This window comes from Thalassotalea marina, from assembly GCF_014656435.1.
Lineage (GTDB): Bacteria > Pseudomonadota > Gammaproteobacteria > Enterobacterales > Alteromonadaceae > Thalassotalea_C > Thalassotalea_C marina.
Genome location: NZ_BNCK01000009.1, coordinates 175,891 through 194,885, shown reverse-complemented (window position 1 = coordinate 194,885; position 18,995 = coordinate 175,891). Strand labels below are relative to the sequence as shown.

The 18,995-nt window shown below is 39.4% G+C and carries 17 protein-coding genes; 11 read left to right on the top strand and 6 right to left on the bottom strand.

Annotated elements, in window-relative coordinates; translation table 11 throughout:
* Positions 1 to 29 precede the first annotated feature (29 nt).
* Together IE199_RS18210 and IE199_RS18205 are read left to right on the top strand one after the other, a co-directional pair.
* A complete protein-coding gene (locus IE199_RS18210) occupies positions 30 to 1,307 on the top strand; it encodes a response regulator (RefSeq protein WP_189773530.1) in 1,278 nt (425 codons plus the stop codon).
* A complete protein-coding gene (locus IE199_RS18205) occupies positions 1,304 to 2,680 on the top strand; it encodes a sigma-54-dependent transcriptional regulator (RefSeq protein WP_189773528.1) in 1,377 nt (458 codons plus the stop codon). The genes IE199_RS18210 and IE199_RS18205 overlap by 4 nt, the downstream gene beginning before the upstream one ends.
* 27 nt (positions 2,681 to 2,707) lie before the next feature.
* Here IE199_RS18205 and IE199_RS18200 read toward each other — a convergent pair whose 3' ends face one another.
* Positions 2,708 to 3,868 (bottom strand): HD-GYP domain-containing protein, encoded by a 1,161-nt coding sequence (locus IE199_RS18200; RefSeq protein ID WP_189773526.1) that lies wholly within the window; start codon positions 3,866 to 3,868, stop codon positions 2,708 to 2,710.
* A gap of 317 nt (positions 3,869 to 4,185) precedes the next feature.
* Here IE199_RS18200 and IE199_RS18195 point away from each other — a divergent pair, with 317 nt between their 5' ends.
* Both IE199_RS18195 and IE199_RS18190 read left to right on the top strand, forming a co-directional pair.
* Positions 4,186 to 5,790, top strand: a complete 1,605-nt coding sequence (locus IE199_RS18195; RefSeq protein WP_189773524.1) for a beta-helix domain-containing protein — start codon at positions 4,186 to 4,188, stop codon at positions 5,788 to 5,790.
* An 81-nt stretch (positions 5,791 to 5,871) separates the two neighbouring features.
* Positions 5,872 to 8,550, top strand: coding sequence for a TonB-dependent receptor plug domain-containing protein (locus IE199_RS18190; protein WP_189773522.1), 2,679 nt, complete (start codon positions 5,872 to 5,874; stop codon positions 8,548 to 8,550).
* 73 nt (positions 8,551 to 8,623) lie between these two features.
* Here IE199_RS18190 and IE199_RS18185 read toward each other — a convergent pair whose 3' ends face one another.
* The 5 genes from IE199_RS18185 to IE199_RS18165 form a co-directional block, all read right to left on the bottom strand.
* The gene (locus IE199_RS18185) at positions 8,624 to 8,881 is read right to left on the bottom strand and encodes a hypothetical protein (RefSeq protein WP_189773520.1); all 258 of its coding nucleotides are present in this window, start codon (positions 8,879 to 8,881) and stop codon (positions 8,624 to 8,626) included.
* Between the two features lie 160 nt (positions 8,882 to 9,041).
* A complete protein-coding gene (locus IE199_RS18180; RefSeq protein WP_189773518.1) occupies positions 9,042 to 10,481 on the bottom strand; it encodes a PepSY domain-containing protein in 1,440 nt (479 codons plus the stop codon).
* On the bottom strand, positions 10,478 to 11,017 hold the full coding sequence (locus IE199_RS18175) for a hypothetical protein (protein ID WP_189773516.1): 540 nt from the start codon (positions 11,015 to 11,017) through the stop codon (positions 10,478 to 10,480). Before IE199_RS18175 ends, IE199_RS18180 begins: the two co-directional genes overlap by 4 nt.
* Positions 11,018 to 11,266: 249 nt before the next feature.
* Entirely contained in the window at positions 11,267 to 11,905 is a 639-nt protein-coding gene (locus tag IE199_RS18170; RefSeq protein ID WP_189773514.1) for a sulfotransferase, read from the bottom strand.
* Positions 11,906 to 12,006: 101 nt separating this feature from the next.
* Positions 12,007 to 12,741: a substrate-binding periplasmic protein gene (locus tag IE199_RS18165; protein WP_189773512.1), complete on the bottom strand. Its 735-nt coding sequence runs from the start codon at positions 12,739 to 12,741 to the stop codon at positions 12,007 to 12,009.
* Between the two features lie 347 nt (positions 12,742 to 13,088).
* Between IE199_RS18165 and IE199_RS18160 the strand changes: the two genes are divergently transcribed.
* The 7 genes from IE199_RS18160 (at position 13,089) to IE199_RS18130 (ending at position 18,859) form a co-directional block, all read left to right on the top strand.
* A complete protein-coding gene (locus IE199_RS18160) occupies positions 13,089 to 13,865 on the top strand; it encodes a DUF3450 domain-containing protein (RefSeq protein ID WP_189773510.1) in 777 nt (258 codons plus the stop codon).
* Between the two features lie 13 nt (positions 13,866 to 13,878).
* Entirely contained in the window at positions 13,879 to 15,255 is a 1,377-nt protein-coding gene (locus tag IE199_RS18155) for a MotA/TolQ/ExbB proton channel family protein (protein ID WP_189773508.1), read from the top strand.
* Positions 15,256 to 15,258: 3 nt separating this feature from the next.
* Positions 15,259 to 15,786: a MotA/TolQ/ExbB proton channel family protein gene (locus tag IE199_RS18150; RefSeq protein WP_189773505.1), complete on the top strand. Its 528-nt coding sequence runs from the start codon at positions 15,259 to 15,261 to the stop codon at positions 15,784 to 15,786.
* A gap of 24 nt (positions 15,787 to 15,810) precedes the next feature.
* Positions 15,811 to 16,224, top strand: a complete 414-nt coding sequence (locus tag IE199_RS18145; RefSeq protein WP_189773503.1) for an ExbD/TolR family protein — start codon at positions 15,811 to 15,813, stop codon at positions 16,222 to 16,224.
* 2 nt (positions 16,225 to 16,226) lie between these two features.
* Positions 16,227 to 16,847, top strand: coding sequence for an energy transducer TonB (locus IE199_RS18140; RefSeq protein ID WP_229854821.1), 621 nt, complete (start codon positions 16,227 to 16,229; stop codon positions 16,845 to 16,847).
* Between the two features lie 21 nt (positions 16,848 to 16,868).
* Positions 16,869 to 18,152: a tetratricopeptide repeat protein gene (locus tag IE199_RS18135; protein WP_189773501.1), complete on the top strand. Its 1,284-nt coding sequence runs from the start codon at positions 16,869 to 16,871 to the stop codon at positions 18,150 to 18,152.
* A gap of 170 nt (positions 18,153 to 18,322) precedes the next feature.
* Positions 18,323 to 18,859: a DUF924 family protein gene (locus IE199_RS18130; RefSeq protein ID WP_189773499.1), complete on the top strand. Its 537-nt coding sequence runs from the start codon at positions 18,323 to 18,325 to the stop codon at positions 18,857 to 18,859.
* The last annotated feature ends 136 nt before the right edge of the window (positions 18,860 to 18,995 follow it).

The window sequence follows — 18,995 nt, the reverse complement described above, 5'->3', positions numbered from 1 at the left end:
ATTTATTCAAAAGTAAAAAAGGAATTTTAATGAGGCCTAGTGTTTTAGTTGTTGATGACGAACCACAAATAATAAAGTCATTAGAAAGAGTATTGGGTAGAGAGTTTTCATTACATGTGTTTACTTCACCTGTGAAGGCTTTGGCTTTTTTTCGATTACACCCCACTCATATAGTGGTATCTGATATGAAAATGCCTGATATGTCAGGTGAAGATTTTTTAACACAAATAAAACGACTTAGCCCTGAAACCAAATGTTGTGTGTTAACAGGATATGCCGACTCTGAAGCTGCACAGAAGGCGATAAATAAAGCAAACATTTCAGCGTATTTTACTAAGCCTTGGGTAAATCATGAATTAAAACAAAAGTTGTTTCAACTGAGCTTTGAATTATTAGCAAGTCAAAAGCGTGAGCGCAAAGTGATGTTTTTGGAAAAAAACATCGAGCGCTATGAAATGGATAGACAGATTATTATGGGAGTATTGCAAAATATATTGAATGAGCAGTACGAGTCTCAGCACACCTTGTATCGTCATAATGATATGAACAAACAGCTGTTGCATTTATTGGCAATTTTAACTGCAAATCAAAGCGGTGAATCTGCCAATCAACAACTAAGGGTCGCTAACTATGGGAAAGCGTTGGCGCATGAATTGTCGTTGTCAGACACGGAAGTAACTCATATCTATATAGCTATTTTGTTTTATCAAATTGGCTTAATTGGCGGGCGACATGAAGAGTTGGATAAACCTATTGATAAATATACCCGTGAAGATGAGGTGTTAAGACTTAAGTTAAATGATGCCTCGGTAGAATTGCTAGCAAGTGTTGACGTGTTAAAACCATGTGCAGAATTGATTCAACAGCTATTTGTTCATTGGTGCAATCAACTTGATAAAAAGGATGTTAAAAGCATTTCTTTGGCGGCTAAAGTGATTCGTCATGTGGTTTTTTTTGATTATGCGATTAGAGGTAAGCTTACGGGGCAAGTCATGTCAGTTGAACGCGCTATTATCTTATTAAAAAACAAAGTAGTCGACGGTTTTGAGCTGTTTTTGCTTGATAAACTGGAAGGTATTTTCCGTGATAACTGCCCATACTCTATCGAATCACCAAAGCTAGTCCAACAGTTACGGGCCGATATGGTGCTCAGTGAGGATTTATTAAACTCTTCAGGTCAGCTATTGCTTGGTCAAGGGGAAAAGCTAACCAACAAATCTATCGAGCAGCTATTGTTGTTAGAAGAAAATATAGAACAGCCGCTAATTGTTTTTGTTCAGAACAATAGCAAGGGAGTGCTGAAATGAATCAAGCTTGTATATTTATTGTCGATGATGAGGCGCAAATCCTTAAAGCAATTGAGCGTTTGTTTTTTCAGTTTCCGATTGAGATAAAGACGTTTACTTCTCCACGAGAAGCATTGGAAAACTTATCTTTGTTTAATCCTCAAGTGGTTATTTCAGATCTGCGTATGCCATTTATGACAGGCTTAGAATTTTTGTCGCAAGTAAAAGAAAAACACCCTGATTGTCATCGAATTTTGTTAAGCGCTCATCAAGATTTTGAACAGGTTATTGATGGGTTTAATGATGATATTATTCATCAGTTTCTATCTAAACCTTGGAAAAATGACGAGTTAATTGCGCTAGTGCAGCAAAATTTATGCAACTTAGATAAGGAAATAGGAGAAGAGTCCAATATCACGTCAATTATTGGAGAGTCTGCAGGGATGTTGCAATTAAAAGCACAAATTGTGCAAGTAGCTGGTGCCAATGTACCCATATTTATTAACGGGAAAACTGGAACGGGGAAAGAACTCGTTGCTAAAGCGTGTCACGAGTTAAGTTACAGAAAGCTACAACCATTTATTGCATTTAACTGTGCTAATTTAAATGAACATTTGCTTGAGTCTCAATTGTTTGGTCATAAAAAAGGGGCGTTTACTGGCGCAGATCAAGATTTTGAGGGTTTGTTAACTCAGGCTGGAGAGGGCACACTGTTTCTCGACGAGGTGACAACGTTACCGTTAAACATACAAGCGAAACTACTACGTGTTATTCAAGAGCGTGAATATACGCCACTTGGCGATAACAAGGTGTTAAAGTTGAACGCGCAAATACTCTCTGCCTCGTCTACCGCCTTAGAGCAAGCAACAACCACGGGTGAGTTTCGGCCCGATCTTTATTACCGTTTAGCGGTGATTAAACTTAATATTCCTCCGTTAAACCAACGAGCAACAGATCAAATCGTGTTAGCACAATACTTTTTGAATAAGTTTGTCAAAATGCATAATAAAGTTGCAATGAAGTTAACGGCAGGGGCGGAGCAATTTATCTTATCTTATGCTTGGCCGGGTAATGTTAGGCAACTTGAAAATGTCATTCATCATGTGGTGATCATGAATAACGAAAAAGATATTCGCCAAGAACATATTCAAAGTGCTATTGGCAATGAACCTCTAGCCGCCACTACAGCAACAGAAAAATCACAACATCAAAATCAAAAGGTTTTACAAAATACAGTACAAGCAGAAATTAATGGCACCTTGGAAGATATTGAAAAGCATGCAATATTAACGGCAATAGATGCTTGCTCTGGGAATGTAAGCCAAGCAGCTGTTAAATTAGGCGTAAACCCATCAACAATATATAGAAAGCTACAAAAATGGGGCATTAGTTAACACGTCTGCATCAGGCTTCTGTATTGTTTACGCGACCAGCTCTCGTAGTACCTTATTGAGGTTTATTTGGTAGTCTTCGGGGTGTACACAGGCAATAATTGAAAAGTCTTCTTCCGTCAGGTCGTGATCTACTGGAGTAATAAATTTATTAAGTTTTAAGCTAAATACTACCTTAATTTTAGGTTTAAGTGGCTCAATACGGTTGCCTTCCATCACGATGGCTAACTTTTCATTGGACAATTGCACCAACGAGCCAACTGGATGAACTCCAAGATATTTAATAAATTGCTGTACTAAATTCGCATCAAATTTGTCTTTTTGTGTTAACAAATGCCTGAGTACGGTTAGCGGCAATTCGCCTTTTTTATGCGGTTTATCACCTGTCATAGCATCGTAAACATCAACAATGGCGGTCATTCGGGATAACTTGGTCAGTTTATTTTTCTTTATCCCTCGAGGATATCCAGAGCCATCTAGCCGTTCATGATGGTTAACTAACATATCGACGATAATTGGACTGGCAAAGCCTTCTTTTTTTGCTAGTTCAATACCCCAAAATACGTGCTTTTTGACGACGTTCATTTCGCTAAAGTCTAGCGCGCCAGGTTTGTCTAAAATAGCGGTTGGTACTTTGGCTGTGCCAATATCATGTAACAATGCACCTAAGGTTACTTCTTTGACCGTTGCTTTTTTTAACCCTAAATACAGTGCAAAACCACACACCAAAATGCCACAGTTTATCGCGTGTTCCCATTGATACTGAGAGCGCTGACGTAAGCGAGTTAAAATTGTAATAGCGTGTTCGTTGCGCATTACTGACTCTGTGATTTCACCTGCAATAGCGTTCATCGCCTGTGGAGAAAGAGGTTTATTGATCGAAGTGTCTAGCAATAGCTGTTTTACGTTTTCTGTCGCGTCGTCATAAATCTGACATGAACGAGCGAATTCTTCGTCAACAGAAACTTCACATTCATTACTTTGTTTGCGCAGTTTTATCAGATTTTCTGCTTCTTCAGGTGTCATTTGCACGACAACTTGGGCGACACCTTGCTTTTTTAACATCGCGATAGTGCGGTCAGAATTCACCGTTCCGCGATTTTTAACTTTGTGTTGGTTGTTGCGCAAGATAATATCTTGCACATACATTCCAACACACAATTCTTCAATATTTAACGTAACAGTTACCATTCTACAACCATTCTACAACTATACTGCTGCTGTCATTATCACCTGAAAGTGCCTGCAAATTGCACAGTGCATCTTACAACTGTACCTCATTAATAGAAATTTGCGTAGTGTTGCTGTCATCTGGTTGTCATTTAGCTGAAACAAAAACTACATATTTCCAAAACATTTTTGTCATTTTTTCTCCGTAGGATATCCGAAACTTTTAATCAAGCTGATTAAATGAAGTTTTTATGAACACGGTTAGCTCAATAAAAATTTCATTTAGTCAGTTTGAACATAAACATTAAACAAAAAATATATTCTTCGGAGTAAACGAGATGCAAATGAAAACACTTTTTAAAGTTAGCGCAGTAGCATGTGCCTTAGCACTAGTAGGTTGTGGTGGCGATATTAAAATTGAACCAACAGTAAATGACAATAGTGTTGACAATAGCACTAATAATTCAAATAACACAACCAATGGTGGTAACACAGACCAAGTGGAATGTGCAAGCTACGAATCTGCTGCCGGTACTGTTGAAGGTACTTTCGACGGTAAAGATTGTTTATACAATGATTCATTTGCAAGTAAAAATATTTCTATCACTTCTAATATCACATTTGATGAGTTACCTGACGGTGGTATTCACGTATTTGAAGATGCGTTATTAATCGGTGAAGACGGTAATACTGCTGAAGGTTTTGTTGTTCCAACTAATGGCCCAACAATGACAGTTAAACCTGGTGCAACGTTGGCATTTAAATCGGGTGAAGCAATCTTACGAATCGCTCGTGGTGCAAAAATTCAAGCTGTAGGTACAGCTGACAAGCCAGTTACTTTCACCTCTGCTTTTGCTTATGACCGTCATGATTTAGAAGGTAAAGGCGCAGAATTTGCTGACTGGGGTGGTATCATCATCAATGGTAACGGTTTAACTAACCATTGTACTAACGCACAGCGTGCCGCAAATACTTGTAGCCAACCTTTTGAAGGTGTAACAACTTACTTTGGTGGTAATGATAACTCTGACGGTAGCGGTAACATCAAGTTTGCTAAAATTTGGTACGCAGGGTCTGGTCCAAAAATTGGTGGTGAGCCTGGAGAAGATTTAAACTCTTTAACGCTTAACGCTGTTGGTTCTGGCTCTTCATTTGATTATATTCACATTCATCAAGGTTACGATGATGGCATTGAATTCTTTGGTGGTGCAGCAAATATCAAACACATTGTTGTAACAGATACTCAAGATGACGCAATCGACATTGATGCTGGCTGGCAAGGTAACGCTCAATTTATTTATGTAGAACACGGTACTGTCACAACTCGTAGCGGTGCAACGGCATACATGGGTAATAACGGCTTTGAAACAGACGGTGAACAAAACGGTGGTGCAGACTATAGCGAAGCACCTGCATCATTCCCAACAATTGCTAACGTAACTGTTGTAACAACAGATGGTAAGTCTGTTCGTGATGAAAAATCGTCTCAAGCAATTAAGTTTGATGATGCAATCAAATCTAACTATTACAATGTTTTATTTGTTAAACGTGAAAACTCGACAAATGAATCAACCTGTATTGAATTCAATGATCCAGATGGTTTAAAAAATGCAGCTGAAATCAAGTTCAACAACTCTGTGATGGCGTGTGCTGGTGAATTCAAAGACGCAAATCAAATGCCTGCTGGCATGTCAGTAGAAAACTGGTACGACAATGGTGGCTCTAATATTCGTATCGCAGCTGATTCAGACGTACTTGCTGGTAATGGCTTTGCAACGAACACAAGCTCAGCAGCGATTACTATTGAAGCAAACAACCTTGCTGATTTAGACACAAGCTTCTTTGATTCAGTTAACTTCGTTGGTGCAGTATCAGACCAAGACACTAGTTCAGTTTGGTATAAGTGGGTAGAAACAGCAGTAACTGCTGCAAGAGCAGACTAACCACTTAGTTACAAAATCAATAAGGCGCCGCTAAAAGTTTTACGGGCGCCTTTTTGTTAAACACTGAATTAGGAAATTAACATGACAAAGCAATACAAACTCCAAAAGCTAGCGGTTGCTGTCGGGTTGGGTTTGTTTAGCGTTACTGGCCAAGCCCTTGCTGAAGAAGAGCAAGCAATGGAAGAAGTAGTTGCCAAGGCAACTCGTTTGCAAGGAAGTGCAGCATCAGTAATTGCCGAACGTAAAAACCAAGCATTTGTTGCTGATATTTTAGGCTCAGAGCAAATGTCTCGCACTGGTGATAGTGACGCAGCTTCTGCTTTACGAAGAGTAACTGGTTTAACGTTAGTTGATGGTAAATTTATTTACGTTCGTGGCTTAGGTGAGCGTTATTCAAGCGCCCGTTTAAATGGTGCTAATATCCCAAGTCCAGATCTTACACGAAACGTAGTACCTCTAGATATTATCCCTTCAAGCATTATCGAAAGCATGGCCGTTCAAAAAGCATTTTCTGCGAACATGCCTGCTGCATTTGGTGGTGGTTCAATTGATATTAGAACCAAATCTGTACCGAGTGAGTTCACTTCAAGCATCGAAGTTGGGCTTGGGTATAATGCAAGTGCTGATAAAGGCTATACTTACGATAGACCAAGCGGAAACATTCCAAAAAGCTTAAAAGATGCCATTGTGCAATATCGTGGTAACTTTAGTCTAGACAACATTATTAAGCGTGACGGTATCACAGCGACAGAAACACAATCTGTTTCACAGATTGCGCTCAAAACTAATAATGATTTATTGATGGCTTTACCAAGAGACTTGGAAATTAAAGAAGAATCTTTAGATCCGAAATACGACGTAAAAGCGCATATTGGAAATAGTTTTGATGAAGACTTCTTTGGTGGCACCATTGGCTTTTTAGCTGCTATTGCTTATTCAAATGAAGCTGATTCTGCCGATAAGTCGACAAATATTATTAACCAAAACTTGGCTGAAAACTGCTCTAAAACCTTAGCTACCGCTGAGGATGTTGCTGCAAGTTGTTACACTGTGGTTAAAAAATCGCGAGTAACAACAGAAACAGAGCGTTATAACGGCGTTTTAAATTTCGGTTATAAGATTGGCAATCACTCATTATCATTTAACAACTTGTATTTAGTTGATAACGAAGATGAAGTGGAAGTAGCAGAAGTACAAAGTCCAAGTGGTAGTAATATTTACACTATCGTTAATGACGGTCGAGCAGACAGACTTCATGAGTTTAATTATGAAGAACGTACTCTGTTAGTTAACCAAGTGATTGGCCAACATACTTTTGTTGATTACTGGGGCCTAGGTTTAGATTGGCAGTACACCGAGTCTGAAGCGAACACTGAAATTCCATTAGATGCGAGTTATCGTTTTTTTGATACTTATGAAAACGGTAACTACGTTAGCACAAGTATTACAGGTGATGACAACCGTGCGCTATATAACTATACGGACATGGAAGATCACGTAAAGTCATACAGTGGTAATTTAACTTTACCTATTTATGGCGATGGTTATGAACTTGAGCTTAAAACTGGTTATGACTTTTCAGATCGCGGTCGCTATTACACCACCTCAAGTTATACGGTAGATAACAATTCTGGCTCAAGTATTGTGGTAAACGAAGGCTCTGCGTCTCCATTAAATAGTGCAAGCTACTTAACGGAGGAGTTTATCCAAGGTCGACGTATATTAGTAGACTTTAATGAACCGTCGGCGCCTGATGCTGATGATTATTTAGCGGCTCAAAAAATTGATGCTGCCTATGGTTCATTCGACTTGATATATGGCAACTTACGCTTCAGTGGCGGTTTACGTTATGAAGAGTTTAAACAAAGCTCAATAGGTACCTCGAGCTTGATCTTCACCAAAGAAGATTTAAACATTTATTATGCGCCAGAAAAGATTGAAGAAGGTAGTATCAACGAAGACGACGTATACACGTCTTTAGCCTTCACTTACTTAGGTGGCGAACGCTATCAAGTACGCGCCAGTTATGGTGAAACAGTTGTTAGGCCTGATTTACGTGAAGTTGTTCCTGTTGCCTACTTTGACCCGTTAACGGATTTTCGTACGTTTGGGCGTGTGGGACTAAAAAGCAGCCCAATGAAAAACTACGATTTGCGTTATGAATATTACGCAGATAACGGTGATAACTTCAGCGTAGCTGGATTTTATAAAGATATTGAATCGCCAATTGAAACTATCTTGGCCGCTAACGATGCTTCGTATACGGCAAGCTTTGTTAATGGTGAAACGGGCGAGGTTAAAGGGGTTGAAGTTGAATGGATGCACGACTTAACCTACTTAGCTGATGGTTTCTTTACTTCGGGTAATATTACTTTTAGTGATTCTGAAGTAGAGATTGACCCAGCGCTTGCAGGTAACTTAACCAACCCAACTAAACGTATGACTGGCCATTCAGAATATGTTGTTAACTTCCAATTGAATTATGATTCTGCTGATGGTAATCATTCAGGTTCAATTGTATACAATGTGTTTGGTGAGCGTATTGTGGCGTCGGGTGTAGGTGGGCGTGAAGATGCGATGGAACAGCCATTCCACGCACTTGACCTTGTTTACACTTATTACCCTGATTTTAACTCTAAAGTTAAGTTAAAAGTTAAAAACTTGCTTGATGAAAATCAAGAAGTGACACAGTCAGGAATTGCCGTTCGTGAAAAAGAAGTAGGAACAAGTATCAGCTTAAGTTATACCTACGAGTTTTAATTTAACGCTCTTTTAGAATAAAAAGCCCTTAGATAAGGGCTTTTTTTGTTTCAGTGTACCGTCCTATGTAATATCAGCACCCGCCGCCATCTGATCCACAACCACCAGAATCGCTGCTGGAACTAGTCGTTGTAGCGATAAATCCACTGCTTGTTGTAGCTGTAGCTGAATTCTTTGTTGAGTTGTTATTACTGCGAACTTTACTGACGATTAAGACAAGTGCTGCTAATGTAATAATGGCGATGGGGTACTGCCATTCGCTACTTTTAATCCCGCCGTAAATCGAAAAAGCAATGATGGTTATCAACACGAGTTGTATTATCAAGCGCATGCTTATCTCCTTTGAATAAAACTTTTGCATGCAGTCGCTCTGCGCTGGTTATTATTACGAAAATTTAGAATTTTTATTTTGCTCAATGGCTTATGTGTACACAGTGGTTGTTATAAACCTATGTAGCCCGCTCCATTACTATCATTAGCGCAATGTGATGCTATGAATGAGTCGCTTTGGTCATTTGGTAGTTTCGCCAATTTCTGTTTCTTGAGTGCCAAAGGGCAAAAACAACGGCGAGCAGTGCCAAATTAATCAATATTGCATAAATCTCTGCTGCTAATTGTCCATACCTTACTTGGTAAATCACGATGACCATTACAATCAAAAAAATGCAACAGTCTTTTAATGTCACTTTAATTAACATGGTATTTTTTAACGTTGCACTTAAAAGTTGTGCGGCAACTAAGGTTAGCCAAAAGCTTTCTTGGGTGTAATCATTAAATAAAAATGAACTAAGTAATGCCGCTAACAAGGCGCAAGGGACAGCAAAAATAAAACCTGTCCATTGGTAGGTGATTTGATCTACAACCTCTCTTTTTCTGAGCCATTTATTAACCCCTTTAGTACAAATGAAGCAGAGTGTTAAGCCAAGCATGACATAAACAACCTTAAAGGCAACATCAGCAAAATCATTAAAGTGTCGTTGATATGCTACAAACTTAGATTGTTTAGTCACAGCTCTAGTATTACTGCCTCTGGCGTCAATCAGCTTACCGTTGGCAGAAAATTGATAAATTTCGGAATAAGATAATTTACTGGAGAAAATTGCTGCAATTTCAATTTTTGGATTACTGGATCCCATACCTTTTACGGCAATATAAATTGGTGACGAGTTTGGTGCTATGCGTTGATAACGAATAAATGCCTTATCCAATTGCAATTTGGTCTTTTGATTATTTACCGATGATTGTAAATACATGGCTTCTTTTTCTTTTTCTTCTTTAGCTTGATAAAAGGCTAGTGTCGAAAAGTACAAAATAACACTCGTTAATATAAAAAATATGCAGGCGAGTGCAGACAATAAATACCAAGGCGGGTTGCTCGCATATTGTTTGTCATTATCTGTAGGCTGTTTAGCTTGTTCATTGCTGTTAAAAGTGCGGCAAAAAATATCTTTTATCAAGCGGTTATGTGCTGATAAATCACTTAGCATCAGTTGTAATAAAACAACGGTAATGAAGCTAATCACTAGCGCTGTGATGGTTTCAGGTATATGCAAATAAACATGCAAGTCACGCAAGGTATTAGTCCATGGATGTGACACAAAAACACTGAAACTACCATCTTGATTTAGCCACCACTTTTGCCCATTGGCAGACATATGTGCTCGGGGCAGCTCGTCACTTGGAAAGTGTAAATACACGGCTGAATCAAAATCAGGATAAGCAAATTGATATTCTTTAAACGCTTTATTGATGCCACTTACTGTTAATGTTTTATATTCGTTGATATTAGGTTGTTCCCAGCGCTCAAATTGAGGATGAAAAATCGCTAAAGTGCCGGTCAAACAGATAAGGTACAAAAGTGCGCCGATAAACAATCCCAAACTTGTATATGACGTTAGAATACGTTTGAAAACTTTGGCCTTTCGGGTCATGACATCACTCCAAAGATATTCCAAGCAATTAAAACGGAGAGTGATAACAAAACAAATATGGCTTTTAACAAATGATTAGCCATTGAATTCCATTTAACATAAATGGCCCAGCCGAGTGGGAAAAGTAGCGTTATTACCGCTAATGTTTTGCTGTGCGGTATTGGTAAAAGCAACGTGATAAATAACACGGCCAACATGCCCAAAACACCTGATAATATCAGGATAACGAGAGGCTTTATTCTACCTTGTAAGTCTAATGTATATGTCTTAGCTTGATTGCTCTTACTTACGTTTTTTACATTGATTAAAGGCAGCGGCGTATAAGATACTTTTCGAAAGATTAATAGCCAGGCAACGGTAGCAATAAAAAAGCAGAAATACACAGTACCCAATTGACCTCCAGCAAACTGATGAAAACTGGCTATCCCAGCAACACCCGACAAACCCGTTAAACTACTTAAGCCTAATTTTAGATAGCTGCCTTTAAATAATGCATAGCTAAAAATTACGCTAGCGCTACTAAATAAAACAGCCATTGCTAACCACGTATAAATGGGAAATGTCGTGTTAAAGACCATAAAAGATAATTACTTTGTTTGCGTATTGGTAAGACAAAATTAAACTTGCGACAACAACTTTGAGCAAAGCTAAAATACGCAAGTGGCCAACAGAAAAAACAGAGATCAATTTGACATCTGAACACTTAAATCTAAATGCGACGTATTATCATTAAAGTGTCAGTGGTTAGCAAGTGATTTGTTGGATTGTTTCTGGATTTTTGCTTTTTAACTCAAATAGAGCAAAGGGCTGGTTTTACCATTTCGTGTTGAGGGTACTTTGCTGGGGTGTTTTAAATCATTCCATGCGGTTACTTTACCGCCTTTGTTAATCACGGAAAATGCAGAGGCTGGCGCTGTGATGTTTAAAAAATTAGCAAGTTGTTGTGGAGCGTCGCTGTTTGTTAGGTTTAACCTTAATAACTGATTTGGCTTATCGCCAAAGTAACTAAGCACTTTGCTTTGATGTGAAAAATAACAGTTTGCTAAAAATTCATCGTTATTGATAAGTTCAGGTTCAAATGGTGCGAATGTTTCTGTGTAACAGCGTTTAATGATCGGATTAAAGCCGCCGTCTGTTCTTAACAAATTACGACTCATACGGTTAAGTAATTGTTTAATTGAAGGTAACCACAAAGAAATCTCTCGTTCTAACAAGATAAATTTACTATCTGGGTAGTATTGATCAAGTAAGACAAAGTCGTTAAACACCGGTGTATCGGCAATGATCTGAGCCTGTTCAAACGTTTGTTGAGTATAAGCGGTATGCGCGACATTAAAGCCAAGCTCTAAACATTTAACGCATAAACTGGTGGTGCCTGTGCGCGGTAAACCTACGATAAATACTTTATTAAAACGTTGAGTCATAAGTTGATAGCGTTGGCAGTTCTGTGTAGAAGGGCGCAGTGTAACAAATCACATCAGGGTAGGTCATTAAACTTGATGATTAAATTGGCTGTTCACTTTTGTTAATAAACCGCTAGCTCTGCTTCGTCAATTAGTTGTTGTAACTCACCGCTTTGTTTCATTGCTTTAATTTGATTGTCCACAGGGGTTACTAAGTCAATATTTTTCCTGTGAAGGTAGTGATATAAAGGCTCGTCTGCAATGGACTTATTGATTAGCTGAATACTGTCGACATTAAGTTCTTTTAAGGTCATTAATCCATCTTGGTGATTGGTTAATGCGATATCAATGTTACCAACGATAAGCTGTAAAAAAAGCTGTTTGGTGTTGTTACTATCATAAACCTTTTCAATATTTTTAGTGGCGTTTAGCGTATGTTTTACCCCTCGAACACGCCCAATACGGTAGCCTTTTAAATCAGCAACTGAGTTAATTTTTATATCTGCGCCCGCTAAGACAAATACCGCTGTGGAGAGTGAATAATAAGGGGTCGGTACCCGGATGACATTAGGGTTTTCCTTGCCGTAGCTAAAAATCCGTAATATTTCACCATCTTTTAACCCTGAATTGGCTTCGTATTGAGCGCGATTAGCCGCTAATGGGGTGATATGAATATTGTGACCTAATTGAGCATAGATTTGCGGTAACACCCGCTGCGCTACTTGTTGTTCACCAAGGTGGTCAATAGAGGCAAAGTAATATTCGTTGGCAAAAAGCTTAAAAGTCGCGCAGCAAGTGATCAAAACACAAAGCAAGTGTTTTACACGAGATTTTTGTCGTAAATCTGTCAACTGCATCGACAACCTCTTTGAACAAGACTAGTTAAGTATAACAGCACTAGTGCAGTAAAGCGCGTTTAAAAATACTACTAGTTGCTGCTTTTGTCATCATCCTGACATAAAAAAATCACAAACGCCTGTTAAGGTAATTGCATTGGGGATCCCCAAGGCTTTGTGGCGTCGACTCGATGTAACTGTAAGATAAATGTCACTTTTTTGTCATTTAATAAAGTTGCAATAATACTGAAACTTAACTGTCACAATTGCTCATTAAAATTTCCCACAGTCATTTTTCACGCTAAAAAGAGGAAATGTGCTTTTTAGCAATCTGCAACATTGCAGTTTAATCAAACGAAGGTTTAACTATGAAATTGTCCAAACTGGCACAAGCAAGCGTTCTATTGGGTGCTGCTACCTTGTCATTTTCTGGCTTTTCAGCTCAAGAGACTAAAGTAGAAAAAGTCGTTGATGCTGGTGAGAAAATTACGCAATCTGCTAACCAATCACAACAACGTGTCGATCGCATTAGCGACCAAATTCAAAGCAAGTTGCAACAATTCAAAACAGTGAACAAAGAAATTGACGGTTTGAATGTTTACAACAAACAAATGCAAACCCAAATTGATAACCAACTAAAAGAACTACAACAGTTGGCTGTTTCAATGGAACAAGTCAGTGTAATTGAGCGTCAAGTTTCACCATTAATGGCGCGCATGATTGATACTTTGGCGCAGTTTGTTGAACTTGATGTGCCTTTCCTACCACAAGAACGCTCACAACGCATCGCGCATTTACGCAAAACACTTGAACGTGCAGATGTTTCAGTGGCTGAAAAATTCCGCCAAGTATTAGAGGCTTATCAAGTAGAAGTTGACTATGGCCGCACCATTGAAGCTTACACTGGATTACAGCAAGTTAACGGTCAAGAGCTTGATGTAGATTTTCTAAGAATTGGTCGTGTGAGCTTTGTCTATCGTAGTCGTGATGGTCAGCAAATGGGTGTATGGGATCAAGCATCAAAGAGTTGGCAGGAGCTAGGTGCAGAATATCGAGTTGATATCACTAAAGCACTGCGCATTGCACGCAAGCAACTAACACCAGATCTAATTGTTGTGCCTGTTGCACAAAACTCTGCTGAATAAGGGTAGCGGAACAATGAAACTAATAACAAAAGTATTATCAACTTTAATGGTTAGCTCACTAGCTACTGTAGCTATGGCGCAGCAAGCAACGAACTTAGATGACTTGTTATCACAACTTAAACAAGGTCAAATTGCTCAAAGTGAACAAAACAAGCAGCGTGAAGCTGAGTTTAACTCACGTAAAGCTGAGCAAGATCAGATGTTAGCCAATGCACGCAATACACGTGATAACGCTATTAAGATGAGTGCAGAATTAGAAGGTCAATTTCAAAATAATGAAATTGAAATCGGTAACCGCACTGATGCCTTAAACAAACGCATGGGTGAACTAAAAGAACTTTTTGGTGTACTGCAACAAGTCTCTGGCGATTTACAAAGTAAATTTCAAACATCTGTTGTTTCAGCACAAGTGCCTGGTCGTGGTGAATTTTTAGATGAGTTTGCACAAAGCATGGGCTCATCTTCAAAACTAGCATCGATTGAAGAAATTGAACAATTGTGGTTTGAACTACAACGTGAAATGACAGAGTCAGGCAAAGTCCACAAGTTTAGCCGTGAAGTTGTTGCCGCTGATGGTTCAAAAGCGCAACAAGATGTTATTCGTGTAGGTGGCTTCAACTTGATTTCAAACGGTAAATATCTTGAATATGTTGATGAAACAGGCTCTGTTGCTGAGCTTATTCGTCAGCCTTCAAGCCGAGCGCTAGGTACTGCTGCTGATTTAACAGCAAGTAATGGTCAGGCAGTTGCTTTTTCTTTAGACCCAACCGGTGGTTCAATCATCAGCCTTTTGGTTCAAGCGCCAAATACGCAAGAGCGTGTTGATCAAGGTGGTAGTGTGGGCTATGTAATTATCGCTATCGGTTTAATTGGCTTACTAATCGCACTTGAGCGCTTTATCGCCTTATTCTTAGTGGGTAACAAAGTAAAACGTCAATTGAAAACAGATGTAGCGTCTGACGATAATCCGTTAGGTCGTGTCATGTTAGTGAAAGATCATAATAAAGATGCTGATACAGAAACGTTAGAACTTAAATTGTCAGAGCGTATTTTGGCTGAAGTACCTAAACTTACCAGCCGTTTAACTATGATTAAAATCATTTCTGTAGTGGCGCCACTTATTGGTTTATTAGGTACAGTAACCGGTATGATCAACACCTTCCAAGCGATTACCTTGTTTGGTACGGGTGACCCTAAATTGATGGCTGGTGGTATCTCACAAGCACTCGTTACCACAGTACTTGGTCTGGTTGTCGCTATCCCAATGGTCTTTATTTCAACATTACTTAACACGCGTAGCCGCGGCATCATCAATATCTTGCAACAACAAAGTGCAGGCATTATTGCTGAGCGTGCTGAGAATGAAGCACCAGCTCAAAAAGGAGCATAACTCATGGTTTTATTCATCGAATTGATGAATAGCATTCGTGAATTTTTAGACACCGGTGGTCAGGTATTGACCGTGATCGCCGGCGTGATCTGCTTGATGTGGCTACTGATATTTGAACGTTTGTACTTCTTTTTATTTGGATACAAAAAAGTAAAGGCGAACGTGGTTAATGATTGGATGTCACGCACAGAGCGTAAATCTTGGAATGCTGAACAAATTCGTTTTGCCAACGTATCGCGGATCACAGAAATGCTAAATCACAATGTGGCATTAATTCAAAGCTTAGTTGTGTTGTGTCCATTACTTGGTTTGTTAGGCACGGTAACAGGGATGATTGAAGTGTTTGACGTAATGGCAATTTCAGGTAGCGGTAATGCTCGTTCGATGGCCTCTGGGGTCTCGCGCGCCACTATCCCAACGATGGCGGGTATGGTTGGCTCATTATCAGGTGTATTCATCGTGACCTGGTTACAACGTAAAACTAAACGCCGTACTGAACAAATTGAAGATGCGCTGCCAATGGCGCACTAACATAGAGATAAAAGGGTTAAGAACATGCGTTCTCAATTAGCAAAAGTATTACAAGATCAAGAAGAAGCAGAAGAAATTAATATGACGCCAATGCTTGACGTGGTTTTCATTCTATTGATTTTCTTCATCGTTACTGCGTCATTTGTTAAAGAAGCAGGTATCGAAGTTAACCGCCCAGAAGCTGCAACAGCGGTGAAAAAAGAGCGTGCAAATATTTTAGTGGCGATAAGTGACACGGGTGAAATTTGGATAAACAAGCGTCGTGTTGATGTACGTGCTGTACAAGCCAATATTGAGCGTTTGAAAGCTGAAAACCCGCAAGGCACTGTAGTGATTCAAGCAGATCAAAAAGCCACGACTGACGTGTTAATCAAAGTGATGGATTCTGCTCGTGCTGCTGGTGTATTTGATGTGTCAATTGCAGCGTTAGAGGCATAATCATGATGACCAATGTTGGACGTTACGCCATTTCATTTGCTTTTGCAGTGGTTGTTACCCTGGCATTATTGTGGAGTATGCAACGTTTAATTTCTGGTGGTAACGAAGTACTTACTGAGCCACCACGCGGTAACGTGCTTGACTTTATTCGCTTAAAGCAAGAAGAAACCGTGCAGCAAAAAGAGCGTAAACCGCAAAAGCCACCTAAGCCAAAAGAGCCACCGCCGCAAATGCAACAACCGCAAATGCAACAATCGAACCCGAATGCAGAAGCGGTAAGCACTAGCTTTGCTGCAGACATCCAAACAGATAATGGTTTGGCTGGCGGACTTAGTTTAGACAGTGCTGATGGCGATTATTTACCCATAGTTAAGGTTCAGCCAATTTATCCAAGACGAGCGCAATCTCGTGGTATAGAAGGATACGTCATTGTTGAATTTACTGTGACAACAAATGGCTCAGTGCGAGATCCTATCGTAGTTGAAGCACAACCTGAGGGCATATTTGATCGCGCTGCGTTAGATGCCGCATCAAAATTCAAATATAAACCACGTGTTGTAGATGGTGAGGCAACTGAGGTTGCAGGCGTACAAAACAGAATCACCTTCGAAATTGACGGTTAATAGAAAAATAGAGAGCAAATAATGAAAAAGTTACTGTGTACCATGTTGTCTGTCAGTGCACTTTATGTGTCACCGGTAATCATCGACGGTGTTGCAGAAGTACACGCAGAAGAAGCTAAAAAGTCTGTTCGTGTACCTGCGATGCGAAATCGTGTTTACACACAGTTTGCTCGTGCCCAGCAAATTGCTGACGCGGGTGATAAAGCCGGCGGCTTAGCGGTATTAGATGAAGTAAAAGAGCGAATTGATAGTTTAAATAGTTATGAAGTAGCCATGTTATGGAATTTTTATGGCTTTACGCATTACGCTAATGACGATTTACCTAACGCGATAGCAAGTTTTAAAAATGTTGTTGCGCAAGAAGCTATCCCTGAAACTTTGCGCTTGTCTACCTTGTACTCATTAGCTCAGCTCTCTATGCAGCAGCAAGATTATGGACAGACCATCAAGTTTTTAGATCAGTGGCAAGCAATAAATACTAAAGCGCTAACAACTAGCCAACATGTGATGTACGCTAACGTGTATTATCAGGATAAAAAATATCAACAATCGCTTACTTCAATCAACAATGCTATTGAATTGGCTAAGTTGAACAAAGAAGTACCAGAAGAAAATTGGTTGATTTTAGCGCGCGCTAACTACTATGAACTTAAACAACCGAAGAAAGTTGTTGAAATCATGGAAGAAATGGTGCGTTTATATAGTAAACCAGAATATTGGATCCAACTGGCTGGCATGTACGGCGAAGTAGGGGAAGAGCAAAAACAAATGGGGGCGATGGAAGCTGCTTGGCAAGCTGGATTTATTACAAAGCCGCAAGACATTACCATGTTAGCTCAGTTATATCGCTTTCATAATGCACCTTACAAAGCAGCAAAATTACTCGATGATTCAATTGCGCAAGGTCAAATTGTTGCCAGTGAAAAAAATCTAGAGATGTTAGCGCAATCGTTCATTGCTGCACGTGATGATTTAAAAGCTATACCAGTATTGGTTAAGGCGTCAGAAATTGCTGAATCTGGCAAGTTTGACGCTCAACTAGCACAAGCTTATTTAAACACTGAAAAGTGGCAACAAGCCATTGCGTCAGCTGACAAAGCATTAAAACGTGGTGGCATTAATCGTGAAGGCGATATGCACTTAGTGCTGGGCATGAGTTACTTTAATATGAAAGAGTTTGATAAGTCACTTGATGCCTTTAAAGCAGCTGAAGATATTGCAGCAGCTCGTAAAACAGCCAAACAATGGGGCAAATATGTTGCTCGTGAAAAAGCACAACATGAACAATTGGCGATGTTAAATTAGCGCTATACTTGTTATTGTAATGAACATAAGGCCTGCTACTAAGCAGGCCTTTTTACTTAGCTAGGATAAACCGTTTATCGATTTTTCTAGTTAACTTTTTGGCCTTTATTGGTATTGCTTAAGCTTAACGTTATTATCAAATAGTTAAATTCATCAAAGAGGGCGATACCGTGGTTCAGGAGATAATTCATTTTTGGTTTGTCGAAACAACACCTGCGCAGTGGTGGCAAAAAGACACGGCATTTGACTTGCTGATAGAGCAGCGATTTGCCCATGTGCACCATCAAGCAAAACTCGGGGAGTTATCGTCTTGGCGAGAAACGGCATTAGGTAGTTTGGCAGAAATCATTATTTTGGATCAGTTCTCCAGAAATATTTATCGTGATAAACCCGCAGCATTTGCACAAGACCCAATGGCGTTAACGTTAGCGCAAGTCGCCATAAGCAAAGGTTTTGATTTGACACTACCTGAAACAGAGCGCAGTTTTTTATATCTACCCTTTATGCATAGTGAATCAAAATTGATACACAAACATGCACTCTCACTATATCAAGCACTTGGCAACGAACAGAATCTTGAATTTGAATGTAAACATAAAGCGATTATTGATCAGTTCGGCCGTTATCCTCACAGAAATACTATATTGGGCCGGCAGTCTACGCCAGAAGAAGTCGAATTTCTTAAAGAGCCCAATTCTAGCTTCTAATTAAATTGGTATGTATATCGCAACTATTAAAGTAGGATTTTTATCGAGAAGGGTTAGTACCCGACAGATGAAGCTGTTATTAAATAAATCATTTGGCGTATAATGGCTCTAAAAGCTGTAGTTTTTTAGAGTTATT